This window comes from Streptomyces spiralis, from assembly GCF_014654675.1.
Classification (GTDB): domain Bacteria; phylum Actinomycetota; class Actinomycetes; order Streptomycetales; family Streptomycetaceae; genus Streptomyces; species Streptomyces spiralis.
On the sequence record NZ_BNBC01000023.1, the window covers coordinates 34,799 to 50,538 of the forward strand.

10 protein-coding genes and 2 pseudogenes are annotated in these 15,740 nt (G+C 71.4%); 5 read left to right on the forward strand and 7 right to left on the reverse strand.

The genetic code is table 11. The annotated features are described in order from the left end of the window. Positions 1-360 (reverse strand): annotated as a pseudogene (locus IE318_RS23130) (hypothetical protein); the annotation flags it as partial. A gap of 522 nt (positions 361-882) precedes the next feature. Here IE318_RS23130 and IE318_RS23135 point away from each other — a divergent pair. Next, entirely contained in the window at positions 883-1,527 is a 645-nt protein-coding gene (locus IE318_RS23135; RefSeq protein ID WP_189903304.1) for a protein-L-isoaspartate(D-aspartate) O-methyltransferase, read from the forward strand. Positions 1,528-1,624: 97 nt separating this feature from the next. Here IE318_RS23135 and IE318_RS23140 read toward each other — a convergent pair whose 3' ends face one another. Beyond that, positions 1,625-3,115 (reverse strand): MFS transporter, encoded by a 1,491-nt coding sequence (locus IE318_RS23140; RefSeq protein ID WP_189903306.1) that lies wholly within the window; start codon positions 3,113-3,115, stop codon positions 1,625-1,627. A 229-nt stretch (positions 3,116-3,344) separates the two neighbouring features. Here IE318_RS23140 and IE318_RS23145 point away from each other — a divergent pair, with 229 nt between their 5' ends. After that, entirely contained in the window at positions 3,345-4,172 is an 828-nt protein-coding gene (locus IE318_RS23145; protein WP_229903701.1) for a class I SAM-dependent methyltransferase, read from the forward strand. Positions 4,173-4,220: 48 nt separating this feature from the next. Here IE318_RS23145 and IE318_RS23150 read toward each other — a convergent pair whose 3' ends face one another. The 4 genes from IE318_RS23150 to IE318_RS23165 all read right to left on the reverse strand — a co-directional run bounded on the left by IE318_RS23150 (position 4,221) and on the right by IE318_RS23165 (position 8,183). After that, entirely contained in the window at positions 4,221-5,087 is an 867-nt protein-coding gene (locus IE318_RS23150) for a COG4705 family protein (RefSeq protein WP_189903307.1), read from the reverse strand. A gap of 322 nt (positions 5,088-5,409) precedes the next feature. Next, positions 5,410-5,703 (reverse strand): hypothetical protein, encoded by a 294-nt coding sequence (locus IE318_RS23155; RefSeq protein ID WP_189903309.1) that lies wholly within the window; start codon positions 5,701-5,703, stop codon positions 5,410-5,412. Between the two features lie 133 nt (positions 5,704-5,836). Beyond that, a complete protein-coding gene (locus tag IE318_RS23160) occupies positions 5,837-7,444 on the reverse strand; it encodes a S8 family serine peptidase (protein ID WP_229903702.1) in 1,608 nt (535 codons plus the stop codon). 277 nt (positions 7,445-7,721) lie between these two features. Then, positions 7,722-8,183, reverse strand: coding sequence for a hypothetical protein (locus tag IE318_RS23165; RefSeq protein WP_189903313.1), 462 nt, complete (start codon positions 8,181-8,183; stop codon positions 7,722-7,724). A gap of 293 nt (positions 8,184-8,476) precedes the next feature. Between IE318_RS23165 and IE318_RS23170 the strand changes: the two are divergent. The 3 genes and pseudogenes from IE318_RS23170 to IE318_RS23180 form a co-directional block, all read left to right on the forward strand. Then, positions 8,477-8,737, forward strand: a pseudogene (locus tag IE318_RS23170) (ATP-binding protein); the annotation flags it as partial. 245 nt (positions 8,738-8,982) lie between these two features. Further along, positions 8,983-12,234 (forward strand): HAMP domain-containing protein, encoded by a 3,252-nt coding sequence (locus IE318_RS23175; protein ID WP_189903317.1) that lies wholly within the window; start codon positions 8,983-8,985, stop codon positions 12,232-12,234. A gap of 63 nt (positions 12,235-12,297) precedes the next feature. Next, positions 12,298-14,715: a SpoIIE family protein phosphatase gene (locus tag IE318_RS23180; protein ID WP_189903319.1), complete on the forward strand. Its 2,418-nt coding sequence runs from the start codon at positions 12,298-12,300 to the stop codon at positions 14,713-14,715. Between the two features lie 102 nt (positions 14,716-14,817). Here IE318_RS23180 and IE318_RS23185 read toward each other — a convergent pair whose 3' ends face one another. Next, the gene (locus IE318_RS23185; protein ID WP_189903321.1) at positions 14,818-15,153 is read right to left on the reverse strand and encodes a hypothetical protein; all 336 of its coding nucleotides are present in this window, start codon (positions 15,151-15,153) and stop codon (positions 14,818-14,820) included. Positions 15,154-15,740: the final 587 nt, after the last annotated feature.

The following is a 15,740-nucleotide window of genomic DNA, read 5'->3' on the forward strand; positions in this document are numbered from 1 at the left end:
CACAGTCTTGCGGCTGTCGTTGCGGATGTTCAGGCTCGTGGAGCCCAGGCCGCTGACGATGACCGCGCAGCCCCGGGTGTGGGACGAGAAGGACCGCTCGTTGATGTGGATCCAGCCCCGGTCCTCGTGGTGGCGGTTGCCGCCGCGGTTCCCGTGGTTGTTGTTGTTGCCTTCGTTGCCCTTGCTGTTGTTGTTGTTTCCGCCCTCGCCGCCCATGGGGGCCTGGACGGGGGCCTGCTGGATCGCGGCGGGGGCGGCCTCGGGCGCGGAGGCGGCCGAGGCGTAGGTGATGCCGGTCGCGGCCAGGGCCGCGGCGGCCGCGAGACCCGCGGTGATCGCGTGGGAGCGGTTCATGATCATGGCACTGCTTCTCCTGTCTCCAAGTCAGAGCGTCCGGCATTTGCGGCCGGTGTGATCGAACGTAATGACGCCCCCCATGGCTGTCATTTCGGGCAGAGCGGAAGTGCTGGAGGGAGAGGGCCGATCGGGGTAATCCGGACTCCCGCACGCCGCCTGACCGTGAACTGACGGAACCTCAAATCCCCAAGAGATTTAGCAGATTGACTGACAATTAGCCCTTCGAGGTGATCTCCTGACGCGCCCTCACCCCTCGCGAAGGCGGGTCGCTGCTTGACACGCGGGCTGCCGTACGTCACGGGGGCAGCGTGTGTCCGGCGACACCCCGCGGGCCGGAGGGGGCAGCGGTGGGATCTCCGGCTCGCTCTCGGCGCCGGGCATGGCCCAGGGACGCCGATTGAGCAGGTGGGAGAGGCGTTGGAGAATGTCCGGGAACAGGAGAAGGAGCGTCCAGGGCCGGGGCGCCTTCGGCGGTGGGCCCGACGGCGCACGCTCCCTCCGGCCGGCGCACGGAAGGCAGCGGACATGACCGAAGCCGACCCTCCGTCCGAGGAGCTCGTGCGGGCCGTTCGAGAGGCCGGCGTCACCGACGAGCGCGTGCTCCAGGCCGTACGGGCGACGCCTCGCGCGGCATTCGTCCCCGCAGGCCACCAGGCGTACGCCTACGACGACGTACCCCTCCCGATCGGGCACGCGCAGGTGACCACACAGCCCTCGCTCTCCGCCATGATGATCGCGGGCCTTGGCCTGAGCGGGGACGAGCACGTGCTGGAGATCGGTACCGGCCTCGGCTTCCAGACCGCGCTGCTCGCCCGGCTGGCCGCGGATGTCGTGACCATCGAGATGTGGCCGGACATCGCGGAGGAGGCCGGGCGCAACCTCGCCCGGCAGGGGATTCGCAACGTAGAGCCGCGCGTCGGGGACGGCAGCGGTGGGGTGCCGGACCGCGCCCCGTACGACGCGGTCATCGTGTCCGCCGCGTTCCCGGAGGTACCCGAGCCGCTGGCCGGGCAACTGCGCCAGGGCGGCCGCCTGGTACAACCCATCGGGCCGGGCGGCCGGGAGCAGGTCGTGTGCTTCCTGCGCACGGCGACGGGGCTGGAGCGCGAGCGCATCCTCACACCCGCGCATTTCGTCCGCCTGCGGGGGCGGTACGGCTTCCCCGCCTAGGGGGCGTCTCGTCGATCAGGCCGGGCTCACGGGCCTGCGCGACGCGGGTGACATCGGACGACGGGGGTGCCCGGGCGGGACCGGGCACCCCGAAGGGTCATGCGGTGGAGGCTGGTATCCGTTCCCGGACCAGGGAGTAGAGCACCACCGAGACGGCCATCACGCCGGCCGCGGTGAAGACTCCGGGGGCCCAGCTGCCGGTGGCGTCCCGCAGGACACCGCTGACCACCGGGCTGGCCACCGCTCCGATCTCGGCGACGAGGTTGAACAGGCCGAACAGGGAACCGCGGTGCTCCTCGGCGGCGAGGTCGCCCAGCATGCTGTGCACGATGGGCTGCAGGGCGTTGAAGAAGAGGCCCGAGCAGAACAGGCACAGGCCGAGCAGCAGCAGGGACGGCTTGTCCGCGAGCAGACTCGCGCCGAACGCGCCGGCCAGCAGCGTGTGGACCACGGCGCAGGTCACCGCGAGGGGCTTACGGCCCTTGCCGGCACGTACTCGGCGGTCGGCGATCCAGCCGCCCACGGGGAAGCCGATGATGCCGGCCCCCGCGTTGAACGCGGCGGTGAGGGCGGCGGAGGTGAGGCTGCTGTGGGCGGCCTCGGCGACGATCTGCACCGACCAGAACGAGAAGAACCACAGGTTCCACATGACCGCTATGAAGCCGGTGTAGACCAGCCACACATTGCGGTTGAGCAGGGCCGCCGCATGTCCGGCCCGCACGATGCCGCGGACCACGATCGTGACCATCGCCGCGAAGAGCACGCCCGAGCCGATCGCGGTGAGCCACTCGGACCAGCCGAACGCGTCGGCGGCCAGGAAGAGGGCGATGATCGCCACGGCGGCCGGTATCGAGTAGGCGATCAGCCGCCGCAGGGGCGCCCCGAGCCGGAGCGGGCTGTCGCCGCGGGCCCGGAAGAAGGCCCAGGTCGCCGCCGCCACGAGCAGGGAGCAGACGCCGAACACGTACAGCGGCATGCTCCACGCCCGGCCGCCCATGCCCCATGAACCGGCGCCCCAGTCGATGAGATGAGGGGTGGCCAGTACGCCCACGGTCAGACCGATCGACAGACCGGACAGGACCACGCCGAGCCCCAGGGTGCGACGCGCGGGCGGGGTGTGAGTGATGATCAGCACCCGGTCGTTGGAGTAGAAGACGCCCTCGCCCAGCCCGGTGAGCACCCGGGCCACCACGAACCCGATCAAGCCGCCGGCCAGCCCCGACGCCAGGGTCATCAGCCCGGCCCAGAGCAGCGAGACGACCAGCATCTCCCGGTGTCCGTAGCGGTCGCCGAGGCGTCCGCCCGCGTACTGGGTGAGCATGTAGCCGGTGAAGAACATCGACCCGATCAGGCCGCCCAGCGCGGCCGGATGCGAGGTGTCGCCGATGAAGCCGGCCTTGTTCTCGATCATCCAGGAGATCACCGGGCCGGTCACCGTGCGGTCGGCGTAACTGACCACCCAGCCGAAGAGCAGGAAGCCCCACAGATGGGTGTGGTGCCCGGAGAAGAGCGGCGGGCGGGCGGTGCCGGCCGACGGGCGGGCCGGCGCGGCGGTGCCGGTGCCGTCGGGCAGGGTGGGATCCGTCATTGCGTCCCCCTTGACGCGGAAGTGCCGACCTTGGAGCGGGGTCGGAAAGCGCTTGCTATGAGCTGTTGCCCGCCAAGATTGCAGCAGTGACCCCGCAGGTCAACGGTTGACTTCACGGCCACGCGGAGATACGGGACACGGACGTGCCGGGTGCGAAAAGCCCGGCCGGCCGTGCTTCCCCGGCAAACCGGTGGCGCCCCCGTGGCGGAACCGCATAGCTTGTGTGCCCATGCCCGGTGATCCGAAGATGCCGCCGAATCGACACGACCTCGGTCGGCTGTTCGACGAGGTGCCGGAGCTCTACGACCGGGTCCGGCCGGGATACCCCGACGAGCTGTTCGCGGACCTTGCCCGCGTCACCGGCCTGGACGAGACGTCGTCGGTGCTGGAGGTGGGCTGCGGTACCGGTCAGGCGACGCGCTCGCTGGCAGCGCTCGGATGCTCGGTGACCGCCGTCGAGCCGGGCGGGGGAATGGCCGCACTGGCTCGCCGGAGAACCGCAGCCTTCGGCAACGTCCGCCTCGAGACGTCGACGTTCGAGGAGTGGGACGACCGGGGCAGACGCTTCGACGTCCTGGTGGCCGCGTCCTCCTGGCACTGGGTCGACCCGTCGATCGGCTGGCGGCGGGCCCACGACGTGCTGCGTCCCGGAGGCTGGATGGCACTGCTCGGCAACGTCGTCGTCCGCCGGCCGGGAGAGCCGGAGGTGTACGCCGAGACCGCCGATCTCCACGAGCGGTTCAGCCCCGGAAACCCGGGCTGGGGGCATCCGCCGCTGGAGGACGACGTGCGCGGCACCGACAAGGGCTGGGGACTGGTCGACGACCCCGGCGGCCTGTTCGGGCCGACGACCGTGCGCTGGTACTCGGCCGTCCAGTGGCTCGACGGGGCCGGTTTCGCCGATCTCCTCCGCTCGACGTCCCTGTACCGAGGACTCGCCCGGGACGTCCGCGAGCCCCTGCTCGACGCCGTCGCCGAGCGCATCCGCACACGGATGGGCGACCGGGTACCGCGTCGCTATCTGAGCGTCCTCCGCGCCGGACGGCGCGCCGGGTGAGCACGGGCCGCACCGCGCTCGGCAGGCCGGCCGCGTGCCCCGGCCCTTCTACGGCGTGACGGCGGTGGTCCGGCGCTCCTGTGCCTGGGCGTAGGCCATCAGGCCGAGCAGGACGGCGAGCAGGACGGCGGACGACCCAATGGTGCCGAGGTCCAGGCCGCCATGGGCGGCCGGCTTGGTGAGGAAGTCGCCGGCGGTGGCGCCCAGCGGACGGGTGAGGACGAAGGCGATCCAGAACAGCAGCACGTTCGGGACCGCGGGCACTTTCATCAGCACCGCGAGGACGGCGAGCATCCCGGTCACCAGCAGGGCACCACCGGCGTAGCCGAGGCCGGAGCTGTCGGACAGGTAATCGCCCATGGAGGTGCCGAGAGTGTTGGACACGAGGATCGCCGACCAGAACAGGGCCTCGCCCTTGAAGGTGACGATGTCGCGGATCTGGAACGTCATCCCGCTCAGCTTCCAGGCCAGGAAGACGGCCAGGAGGATCGAGACCAGGATCGCCGCTCCCGCCGGGTAGCCCAGGCCGAGGCCCTGCGGGCCCCAGCCGAGTGACGTGGCCCCGTCCCCCAGGTACTTCGCGCTGGCGTCGCGGTTCATGAAGTCGGACATCGTGGTGCCGGCCATGCTGGTCGACAGGATCACGGTCCAGTAGAAGAACGGGTTGTAGCGGCTCGAGCGCAGCTGGACCACCAACGTCACCACGAAGATCAGGAACAGGGCGATCGTGGTGAGGAAGTACCCGAGCTTCAGGGTCTGAGCGAAGAGGTCGCCCGCCGTCTCGCCCAGGGTGGTCGCGGCGATCTTCATGATCCAGAACGCCACGGTGACCTCGGGCAGCTTCTTCATCACCGACTTGGTCGTACTCGACGTGCCCGCCGCGTCGAGGCCGGTGAGGACCTCCCGTTTCTCCACTTCACCCACTCCTGTCGGGTCGTAACGGCAGACAGGGCACCCGCAGAAGAAGCGGATGCCCTGAGATGAACCGGCCGTCAGGTGCGGCCGGGACCGCCGACCCCGGCAGAGCGGGTCTGCACGGCTCCTGAACCCCACTGTTCCCGCGACTCGGGCCGCACCTTGCGTTGCTTGCTCCGGTCGGGTGACGTCCCTACGGGTGATGGACACGGAGACGACCGGGCGGCGCCGACCGACCGTCCCCGGGCCGGTCGTCTTCGGACGGAACGGGCCACGGAGCGGCGACCGTACGGCCCTGTGCGGCCCCGTGCGTCACTCTTCGTCACCCGCGGTCGATCTCCGGTCGTATCTCCACCGTGAAGACCGCATCCGCGTCGGGGCCCTCCTCGCCCCGCCAGACGAGGATCCGCACATGCTGGACGTCGGGGGCGGCGTTCGTCTTCCATTCGGCCACCAGGGCCGTGGCGACGAGGGCGGCGGCGTACTTGGCGTCCTCGGCGGGATCGTCGGTGGTGATCCTCCCGCGCCATCGTTCGGGGTCGCTGCTGTAGGGGCGCCAGCCCGCCGAGCCGTGCGGTTCGTCCACCCGGTACACCCAGTCCGTCTCGGTGCCCATACACCGATCCTGCCACCGAGCCCGCAGGGTGGGTGCCAGGGGTGGCCCAGGGGTCGAGCGCCGAGCGCCCGCCGGCGGCACCCGCTCTTCCCTCGAGGCGGGTGCCGTCGTGCGTCGTCAGGCCCGCACGGGTCTAACCGGCCATGGACGAGTCGTAGGGAGACGACGCCGGAGCGGGCTGCGCTCCGGGGGTCAGGCCGAGGGCGACGAGAGCATCGGGCAGGCCGCGTCCGACGCGGGCCGCGTCCATCGTTCCCGGTGCGGCCAGGGGTCGGCAGCTGGAGGAGATGATGTCGAACAGGTGCTGTACCCGGCCCGGCCCGCGGGGCAGCAACTGGCCGTGGAAGTTCTCGTGGTGGGCGAGGACGAGGGCCGCGAGACCGGCGACATGGGCGGAGGCCGTGCCGGTGCCGTCGAGGGCCGTGTATCCGCCGCGCGGCGCGCACGAGAGGACCGCCACGCCGGGGGCGGCCGCGTCGACCCCGGGGCCGTAGCAGCTGAACGGGGCCGCGCAGAGTCCCTCCGGTGTCAACTGCGGTCCGCAGTGGGTGGCTTGGGAGGTGTCCTGCGGGTAGGAGCCGTAGGCACCCAGCGCGCCCACGGCGAACACGGTCGGCAGTGAGCCCGGGAACGCGGTCGGCCCGCCGGTGTCGCCCGCCGGGGCGACGCAGGCGATGCCCGCCGCGGCCGCGTCGGCGAGTTTGCGTGCGACCAGCGCCGAGGGGTAGGGGGCGGCCACCGCGATGTGGGCGATGTCGACCTCCCGCTCGATGCAGTGGTCCACGGCGGCGATCAGGTCGCTGAAGCGCCCGTCGGGCAGCACCCGGCAGACCTCGATCTCCGCGTCGACCGCGATGCCGATGACGCCCTTGCCGGTGTCCGCCCCGGCGATGACGCCCGCCGCGTGGGTGCCGCTGCCCACCGTGTCGTTCGCCCAGCCGTCGTCCGTCCCACGGACGAAGTCGGCACCCGAGCGCACCCGCTCCTTGAGATCGGGGTGCTCGTCACTGACGCCCGAGCCGATGAGCGCGATCCTGATGCCGAAGGCGCGGAACGTGGGCGGCAGCCGGTCCAGCCGCATGGCCTGCTGGCCCCAGCCGTACTGCTGCCGCTGCTCCATTTCCGGGTACACCTCGGCCAACGGGGTGAGGGTGACCAGGTTCTCCTTGGTCGCCGAAAGGTCGGGCCGGGGGATCCAGCAGTCCGCGTACCCGCTCGAGGGGCGCACGTACAGGGACTGGACGGACTGCTCGGTCTCCGTCGCCAGGGAGACGGTGACCGTGCCGTCGGCCCCGGTGAGGCCCTGGCACGGCCAGGTCGACCCGATCAGGAACACCCCCGCACCGGCCAGCGGTTCGCCGTCCGGGCCGCATACGCGCAGCGAGATCTCGACGGGCCGGTCCAGTGGCATGACCAGTCCCGGATCGCGCAGCGGCAGCGTGCCCGAGATCTGCGTGGTGACGGGGCCCGTCGCGGACAGCGGCAGCGTCGCGGACAGGGGCAGATCGGGTTCGATGTGCACCGGCAGCGATCGCATCGCCGGCACCTGGGCCTCGGCCGCCTCGACGACGGCGATCTCCGGACAGGAGGGGTGCACTCCGGCCGACCGGAGCTTCTCGGGCGTCCCGAGCCTGCGGACGACCGTGACCTCGGGCATCCGCTCCAGCGCGTCGCACACCGCGTCCATGCCGAGTTCGGGGACCCCGGGCGGGAGCTGATGCTGCGCCAGCGGCGTCACCATGTACCGCTCCCGGCGCGGCCGCACCGCGATCGGTGGCGGTGCGCCCTTCTCACGTGGCCCCGCTGCTTTGCCCTCGGCGCCCGGCCCACCGGCCCCCGCGCCCCCGGACCCGCTCGCGCGGTTGTTCCCGGGCCTTTCCTTGACCATTGCGTCCACCTTCACCACGGCTATGTCGTCCTTGTGCTCCTGATCCGGTGCGGGGCGGCTCGCGCTTCCACGGTGATGCGGTGTGCCCGGGAACCGGTCCTGGGCACACCGCATCGCGCGCCGCCGGGTGTCAGCCGATGCCGAAGGGCTGGCCGCCCATCGGGCCCATGCCGTAGCCGGGCTGCGGGTACTGCGGGAACGGCTGGCCGAACGACTGCGGGCCGTACCCGCCGGTCCACGGCTGCTGACCGCCCTGCTGGTGCTGACCCTGCTGGCTCTGCTGGAGGAGGGTCACGATCGCGACCGGCAGCGCCTGCTGCACCGACTGCTCCACCGCGTGGCGGATGCCCGTGTGCAGCGTGTGGTGCAGCGCGAGGGCGATGTACGGGTGCGCCTGGTGGGCCAAGCCCTGGTGCTGCAGCTGCTGCTGGACCTGCTGGATCTGCTGCAGCGTCTGCTGCATGCGCTGTGCCACCTGGTGGCTCGCCTGCTGGCAGGCCTGCTGGATCGACTGCTGGACCACCTGCGCGATCTGCTGCTGCGGGCCGCCGATCTGCGGGCCGTACTGCTGCAGGGGTTGGCTACCGGTCATGACCGACATGAATGCTCCGTTCAATGCCTGGGATGGCCGACATAAGACCTATGTCGGCTTTGTCGGAGAACTCCGACGCCCTGAAGCTAAGTTGGCCGCGCCCGCCCCGCAATCGGATGGCCGCCTCCGCGGGCGACGGGCGCGCCCCCGACCTGCCAGGAGGCGGGGCCCGGCCTCCCGGGACACGCCGCCGGTCGGGTGAATCCGGGCGGGCCGCGGGCCGTGCCGCGGGCGGTCACCGGGCAGTGCGCGACGGCCACCGCGGGCCGTCTCGCTCCGGTGATCGTCGCCCCGGACCCGTGCGGCTGCGCTTGATCGTCGACAACGTTCTGATCTGCGAGGTCTTCGACGCCAGCGCCACCGCCCCGCACCTGCGCCATTCGAAGACCACCGACGAGCGCGGCCGCGGCCTGTTCCTGATCTCCCGGTTCACCCGGCGGTGGGGCACCCGCCACACCCGTGACGGCAAGGTCATCTGGGCCGAACAGTCCCTCGCGGAGCCCGCCGGGTCCTTCACGGAGTCCGCCGGGTCCCTTACCGAGTCCGCCGGGTAGCGTCCCCGTGCCACACCCACTGATCGCCCCTGCGCGGTCAGGGTCGGCACCGGCCGGCCGCCAGGCGCCCGGCGGCGGCCGACCGGCCACGGTCGCCGGCGTGCGCTGTCCGGCCCTGTCCGTCGGCGGCACACTGGAGACACGGTGCGGCCGCCGCGCAGCCTCCGGGCTGGCCGGGGGCCGCCACCTGCAGGCAGCCTCCCGGCCGCCCGGCCGGGAGGCGGATCAGTACGGCGGGAGCGGAGATGGCTGAGGCTTCCCGAGCGGCCGCGCGGAACGGATCCACGAGTGCGGTCTGCCAGATGGACGAGGCCGGGTTGCACCGCCTGCTCGCCGGTCTCACCGCGGTCCGGGACGGCGACTTCCGTACCCGGATCCCCGAGGACGGCGGCGGGCTGCTCGGCGAGATCGCCACCGTCTTCAACGGCATGCTGGAGCAGCTGTCGCGGTTCACCTCCGAGGTGACCCGGGTGGCCCGCGAGGTCGGCAGCGAGGGCCGTCTCGGCGGGCAGGCCCAGGTGACGGACGTGCCGGGCTCGTGGAAGGACCTCACCGAGTCGGTCAACGCCATGGCGGGCAACCTCACCACTCAGGTGCGGAACATCGCCCAGGTGGCCACCGCCGTGGCAGGGGGCGACCTCTCCCAGAAGATCACCGTGGACGCCCGCGGGGAGATCCTCGAGCTCAAGGAGACCATCAACACGATGGTCGACCAGCTCTCGGTGGTCGCCGACGAGGTCACCCGGGTGGCCCGCGAAGTGGGCACCGAGGGCAACCTCGGCGGCCAGGCCACCGTCCGCGGGGTCTCGGGCACCTGGAAGGACCTCACCGACAACGTCAACGTCATGGCGTACAACCTCACCGGCCAGGTGCGTTCCATCGCGCAGGTGGCCACCGCCGTCGCCCGGGGCGACCTCTCCCAGAAGATCGTCGTCGAGGCCCAGGGGGAGGTGGCCGCCCTCGCCGGGGTCATCAACACCATGGTCGACACCCTGTCCGCGTTCGCCGACGAGGTGACCAGAGTGGCCTGCGAGGTGGGCACCGAGGGCATCCTCGGCGGCCAGGCCCGGGTGCCGCACGTGGCGGGCACCTGGAAGGACCTCACCGACAGCGTCAACTCCATGGCGAACAACCTGACCGGCCAGGTCCGCAACATCGCCCAGGTCACCACCGCCGTCGCCGAGGGCGACCTCACCCGCAAGATAGACGTGGACGCCCGCGGCGAGATCCTGGAACTCAAGACCACCATCAACACCATGGTCGACCAGCTGTCCTCCTTCGCCGCTGAGGTGACCCGGGTGGCCCGCGAGGTCGGCAGCGAGGGCCGCCTCGGCGGGCAGGCCGAGGTGGAGGGCGTCTCCGGCACCTGGAAGCGGCTCACCGAGAACGTCAACGAGCTGGCCGGCAACCTCACCCGGCAGGTCCGCGCCATCGCCGAGGTCACCAGTGCCGTGGCCGAGGGCGACCTCACCCGCTCCATCACCGTGGACGCCTCCGGCGAGGTCGCCGAACTCAAGGACAACATCAACGCCATGGTGAAGTCCCTGCGGCAGACCACCCGGGCCAACCAGGAGCAGGACTGGCTCAAGACCAACCTGGCCCGGATCTCCCGCCAGGTGCAGGGCCGCCGCGACCTCGACGACGTCGCCAGGCTCGTCATGGACGAGCTGGTGCCGCTGGTCTCCGCGCAGTACGGCGCGTTCTTCCTCTCCGAGGGCACCCTCGAAGGGCTACGGCTGTGCCTCATCGACTCCTACGGACGCCCCGAGAACTCCCCTCGCCCCACCAGGTTCCGGCTCGGCGAGTCACTGGTCGGCCAGGCCGCCCGCAGCCGGCGCACCATAGCGGTGGACGACGTACCGGCCGACTACGTCACCGTCTCCTCCGGTCTCGGCAGCGCGGCCCCCGCCAGCCTCATCGTGCTGCCCGTCACCGCGGAGGAGCAGGTGCTCGGCGTCATCGAGCTGGCCTCCACCGGCCGCTTCACCCCGCTGCACCGGGACTTCCTGGACCAGCTGATGGAGATCATCGGGGTCCACGTCAACACCATCATCGCCAACGCCCGCACCGACGAGCTCCTGGGCGAGTCCCGGCGCCTCGCGGGCGAGCTCCAGGCCCGTTCGGAGGAGCTCCAGGTCCGCCAGGAGGAACTGCAGCGCTCCAACGCCGAGCTGGAGGACAAGGCCGCGCTGCTGGCCAGCCAGAACCGCGACATCGAGACGAAGAACCTGGAGATCGAGCATGCACGGCAGGAGCTCGAGGACCGGGCCCGGGAGCTCGCCCGCGCCTCCAAGTACAAGTCGGAGTTCCTGGCCAACATGAGCCACGAACTGCGGACCCCGCTCAACAGCCTGCTCATCCTCGCCCAGTTGCTGGCCCAGAACCCCGGCCGCAACCTCACCTCGAAGCAGGTGGAGTACGCGGAGGTCATCCACTCCGCCGGGTCCGACCTGCTTCAGCTGATCAACGACATCCTCGACCTGTCCAAGGTCGAGGCGGGGAAGATGGACATCAGCCCCGAGCGCTTCCGCCTGCGTCAGCTGCTGGACTATCTGGAGACGACCTTCCGCCCCGTGGCCTCCCAGAAGGGTCTGGAGTTCCAGGTCGTCACGGCCACCGAAGACACCTCCGAGCTGGTCACCGACGAGTCCCGGCTGCGCCAGGTGCTCCGGAATCTGCTCTCCAACGCGGTGAAGTTCACCGAGGCGGGCCGGGTCGAGCTGCGGATCGAACCCGCCGAGACCACCGACGCCGATCTGCCCGACTCCGTCCGCCACAGCGGGCCGGCCCTGGCCTTCCGGGTCAGCGACACCGGCATCGGCATCCCGGACCAGCATCTGGAGAGCATCTTCGGCGCCTTCCAGCAGGCCGACGGCACCTCCAGTCGCAAGTACGGAGGAACCGGACTGGGTCTGTACATCTGCCGCGAGATCGCCTACCTGCTGGGCGGCTCCATCCACGCCCGGAGCACCCAGGGCGAGGGAAGCTGCTTCACCCTGTACCTGCCGACCGTGCATCCCGCGGTCCAGGGCGCGCTCCACCTCACCGCGGAGCTCCCCGCCGAGGGCACGCTGGTCCCCGCACCGGACACCGGTCCGCAGGCCCCGGCCGAAGAGGCCGATCCGCTGGCCGGCCGCACCGTACTGGTCATCGACGACGACGCCCGGAACGTCTTCGCCGTCACCGGCATCCTGGAACTGCACGGCATACGGGTCCTGCACGCCGAGAACGGCCGGGAAGGCGTGGAGACAGTGGCCGACGAGGACGTCGACCTGGTCCTGATGGACGTGATGATGCCGGAGATGGACGGCTACGCCGCCACCGCTGCGATCCGGGCCCTGCCCGGGCCCCGCCGTGTGCCGATCATCGCGGTCACCGCCAAGGCCATGTCCGGCGACCGGGAGAAATGCCTGGCCGCGGGAGCCGACGACTACGTGCCCAAGCCCGTCGACGCCCAGCAGCTGGTCCACTGCATGCGCCGTTGGCTCGACCTGTGATGTGCTGGTGGGGGATACGCGGCGAGCAGTCGCCCGCGGCGTACCCGCCCGAGGAGCAGTGCCATGGCGGAGCAGCAGCACGAGCCCGAGCGGCAGCGGTCCCCCTCCGGATCCGCCGCGCCTCCCGCGGGGCGCGGTGAGACAGGGGTGGCCAGGCTGGCGGCCACCGTCCACCGGCTGAGCGCCGAGAACCGCGCCCTGCGGCAGGAGAGCGAGGCCCGGGTTCTGGTGGAACTCGCCCAGGGCGTCCTGGTGGAACGGCTCAACTGCGCTCCGGCCGAGGCCGCGCGGCAGCTGCGACGGCTTGCCTCCGACGCCCGGACGGCCCTGCCCGAGCTGGCCGCCGACATCGTCGGCGAGGCCGCCTCGGACACCATCGCCTGCGCCGCCGCGGAAGTCCACGCCGCGCAGCCCCCGACCGGCACCGGCCGGACGGCGGAGGAAGCCGCGGAGCCCCGGATCCAGGGGACCGCCCTGCGGCTGCGCACGACGGAGGCCGCGGCCATCCTGGCCGGTGACGACACCCAGGCCCTCGCCCGCGCCCTCCTCGACCGGGCCCTGCGGCCACTCGGCGCCACCGCCGCCGCCGTCTGGTCGGCCGCCCCCGACGGCTCGCTCACGCTCGCGGGAGAAGCCGGGTTCGGCCCCGCCGAGGCCGCCCGCTGGCGCTACGTCCCGCCCGGAGTCGGCGCCCTGGCCCAGCGGGCCGTCACCGAGGACCGAACCCTGTGGACCGCCGAGGCCGGCGGCTCGCTGCCACCCACTCTCGGCGGTGGCACCAGCGGCACACGAGCAGTCGTACCCGCCCGGGACGGCGGTCGGCGCGTGGGCGTCCTGGAGATCCACTGGCCTGGCCCCACCGGTCCCGGCACCTACCCCGCACTGCCGCGGCAGCTGGACGCCCTGGCGCGGCTGTGCGCCCTGTCGCTGTCCGGCCACGATGTGGAGCCGGGCAGCCCGGCCGACGGGACGGCCGGCTGCCTCGTCGCCCTGCTCGACGGTGTGCTGGACTCCGCCGCGCTGCTACGACCGCTGCGGGACCGCGACGGCCGGATCACCGACTTCGTCATCGAGCACACCAACGCGCGCTTCACCGACCCCGCCGGCCGTCCACCCTCCTCGCTGACCGGGCTGCCGCTGCTGGAGGCATATCCGCTGTTCGCCGCGGACGGCGGGCTGTTCGAGCGGATCAAGCGGGTGCACGACACCGGGACCCCCTACCGCGACCAGAGCACGGTGCTCACCTTCCCCGGCAGCCCCGCGCCACCACCCATGGTCGCCGCCGTGGGGCTGGCCCGCTTCGGCGACGTGGTGCTGCTCAGCTGGCGGCTCCCGGACGGCGACGCCCGGCGGGCCGACCTGCTCCAGCACGCCCAGCGGGTCAGCGGGATCGGTGCCTTCGAGGAGAACCTGACCACCGGTGAGATCACCTGGACCGAGCAGCTGTCCACCCTGTACGGGCTGCCGACGGGCACCGCCCCGGTGCCGCTGCACCAGCTCCCCGGACATGCGCACCCGGACGACGCCGGCGCCGTGAGGCGCTTTCTGCGCACCGTGCTGCACCAGCGCGAGGAGAGCGCGGTCACCTTCCGGCTCCGGCGTGCCGACGGGGTGGTCCGCCACCTGCGCCTCGTCGCCGAACCCGTCTGCGACGCCTCCGGGCTCCTGGTCGCGGTACGCGGCGCCTACCAGGACATCTCCCGCCTCTCCTGGACCGAGGTCGCGCTGGCCGCCACCCAGGACAGACTGGCCAGCGCCGAGGAGCAGGCCGCGGAGCGTCGCCGCCTGGCCCGGCAGCTGCAGCGGGCGATCATGCCCCCGACGGTCCAGCCGGTCTCCAGGGCAGGTCTGCGGGTCGCCGTGCGCTACCGCCCGGCGGAGGAGGACCAGCGGGTGGGCGGAGACTGGTACGACGCCGTCGTTCTGCCCGACGACAGGGTGCTGCTCACAGTCGGTGACATCGCCGGCCACGGCATCGCCGGCGCGACGGGCATGGTCGTCCTGCGCAACGCCCTGCGCGGCCTGGCCATCACCGGCGCGGGGCCGGGCCGGCTGCTCTCCTGGCTGAACACCGTCGCCTGCTGTCTCACCGAGCAGGTCACCGCGACCGTCGTCTGCGGCCTGTTCGACCCCGTCGCCCGCACCCTGTGCTGGGCCAATGCGGGACACATGCCCCCGGTTCTGGTCGGCGGAGGGAAGGCCGAAGCCCTCACACCGCCCGACGGACTGCTGCTCGGCGCCGTCGACGAGGCCTCGTACGAGGAGACCCAGCACGAGCTGCGGCCGCAGGACATCCTGCTGATGTACACCGACGGCCTGATCGAGCGCCGTGACGGGAACATCGACCAAGCCCTCCGAACGCTGCTCACCGCCGCCGGCCGCGCGGTGGACGGCCTCGAGGACTACTTGGACCATCTGCTGTCCTGCGACATCGCCGACACCGACGACGACATCTGTCTGGTCGCCGTCCAGCCGACCTGATCGGCCGAGGACATCGTCGATCGGCTGGGCGACGCATCCGGCACATGGCGGGGCCGCCCGCGGTCAGGTTTCTGACGGCGGGCGGCCTCGTCTGTCGTGGGGTCAGCGGCGCCAGTAGTAGTCGTCGCAGTCCCGGTGGTTGCGGTGGTTGTCGTACCGGTCCCAGTCCCAGCCCCAGCCGTCGTAGCGGCAGTCGTCGCGGTAGCTGTGACGCCAGTAGTCGTAGCGGTTGTTGTAGCAGTGCCTCCGCAGTTCACCGGTGTGGTGGTAGTTGTAGGCGCGGTGGTTGGGGGCGTGGTTGTGCATGCCCAGGTGGACGGCGGGCGCCACCGCCTTCACCGTCGGCAGCGGGGCGGCGGCTGCCTCCATCGAGAGGGGGGCCATGACAGCGCCGGCCGCCAGGAGCGCGCCTACGGCTGCCTTAGCAATGGTCTTCACCTGATCTCCTTTCGAACATCAGGGCCGGTTTTGCCCTGGTGCGGAACGTGACGCTACATCAAATCGATCGCAATTCCCGGGCGGGCTGAGTCGCCGTCAATGCGTGAAAAGTGAGCCTGAGATGTGGAAAGTTGCAGCTCAGCGGGCGTGGTCAGGGAACTCTTACGGGAATGCACGCGGGTCCGCGAGTGCTGCATCCGACCAGGTGAATTCACGGACGACCAGGGGGGTTTGTAATCGCACAGAGAAATAGGTCCGACGGTGTTAATGCATTCCTTGAAAATGCCCCGTCTTTTTTGGAGTGGTGCAGTGAGAAAGCGTGCCGTGGTCTGGCGGGCGGGGGCGAGGGGACGTGTCGGTGCTGCCCTGGTTGTCGTGGAGCGCCTTTCTCGACGGAAGAGGCGTGCCGGCCCGCTGCGGTGGCGGCGGTGTCGAGCCGGTTGCGTGTCGCCCTGTGTCGGGTGTGCGGCGTGCCGTGTGGAGGCGGTTCTCGCCCCTGCTCGGTGAGGGGAACGGGTGCACACTTCTGAACGAATGTCTGAAATGGAAGGTTTGCGGTGACGGTTCCTTTTCGGCTACTGTCCAGG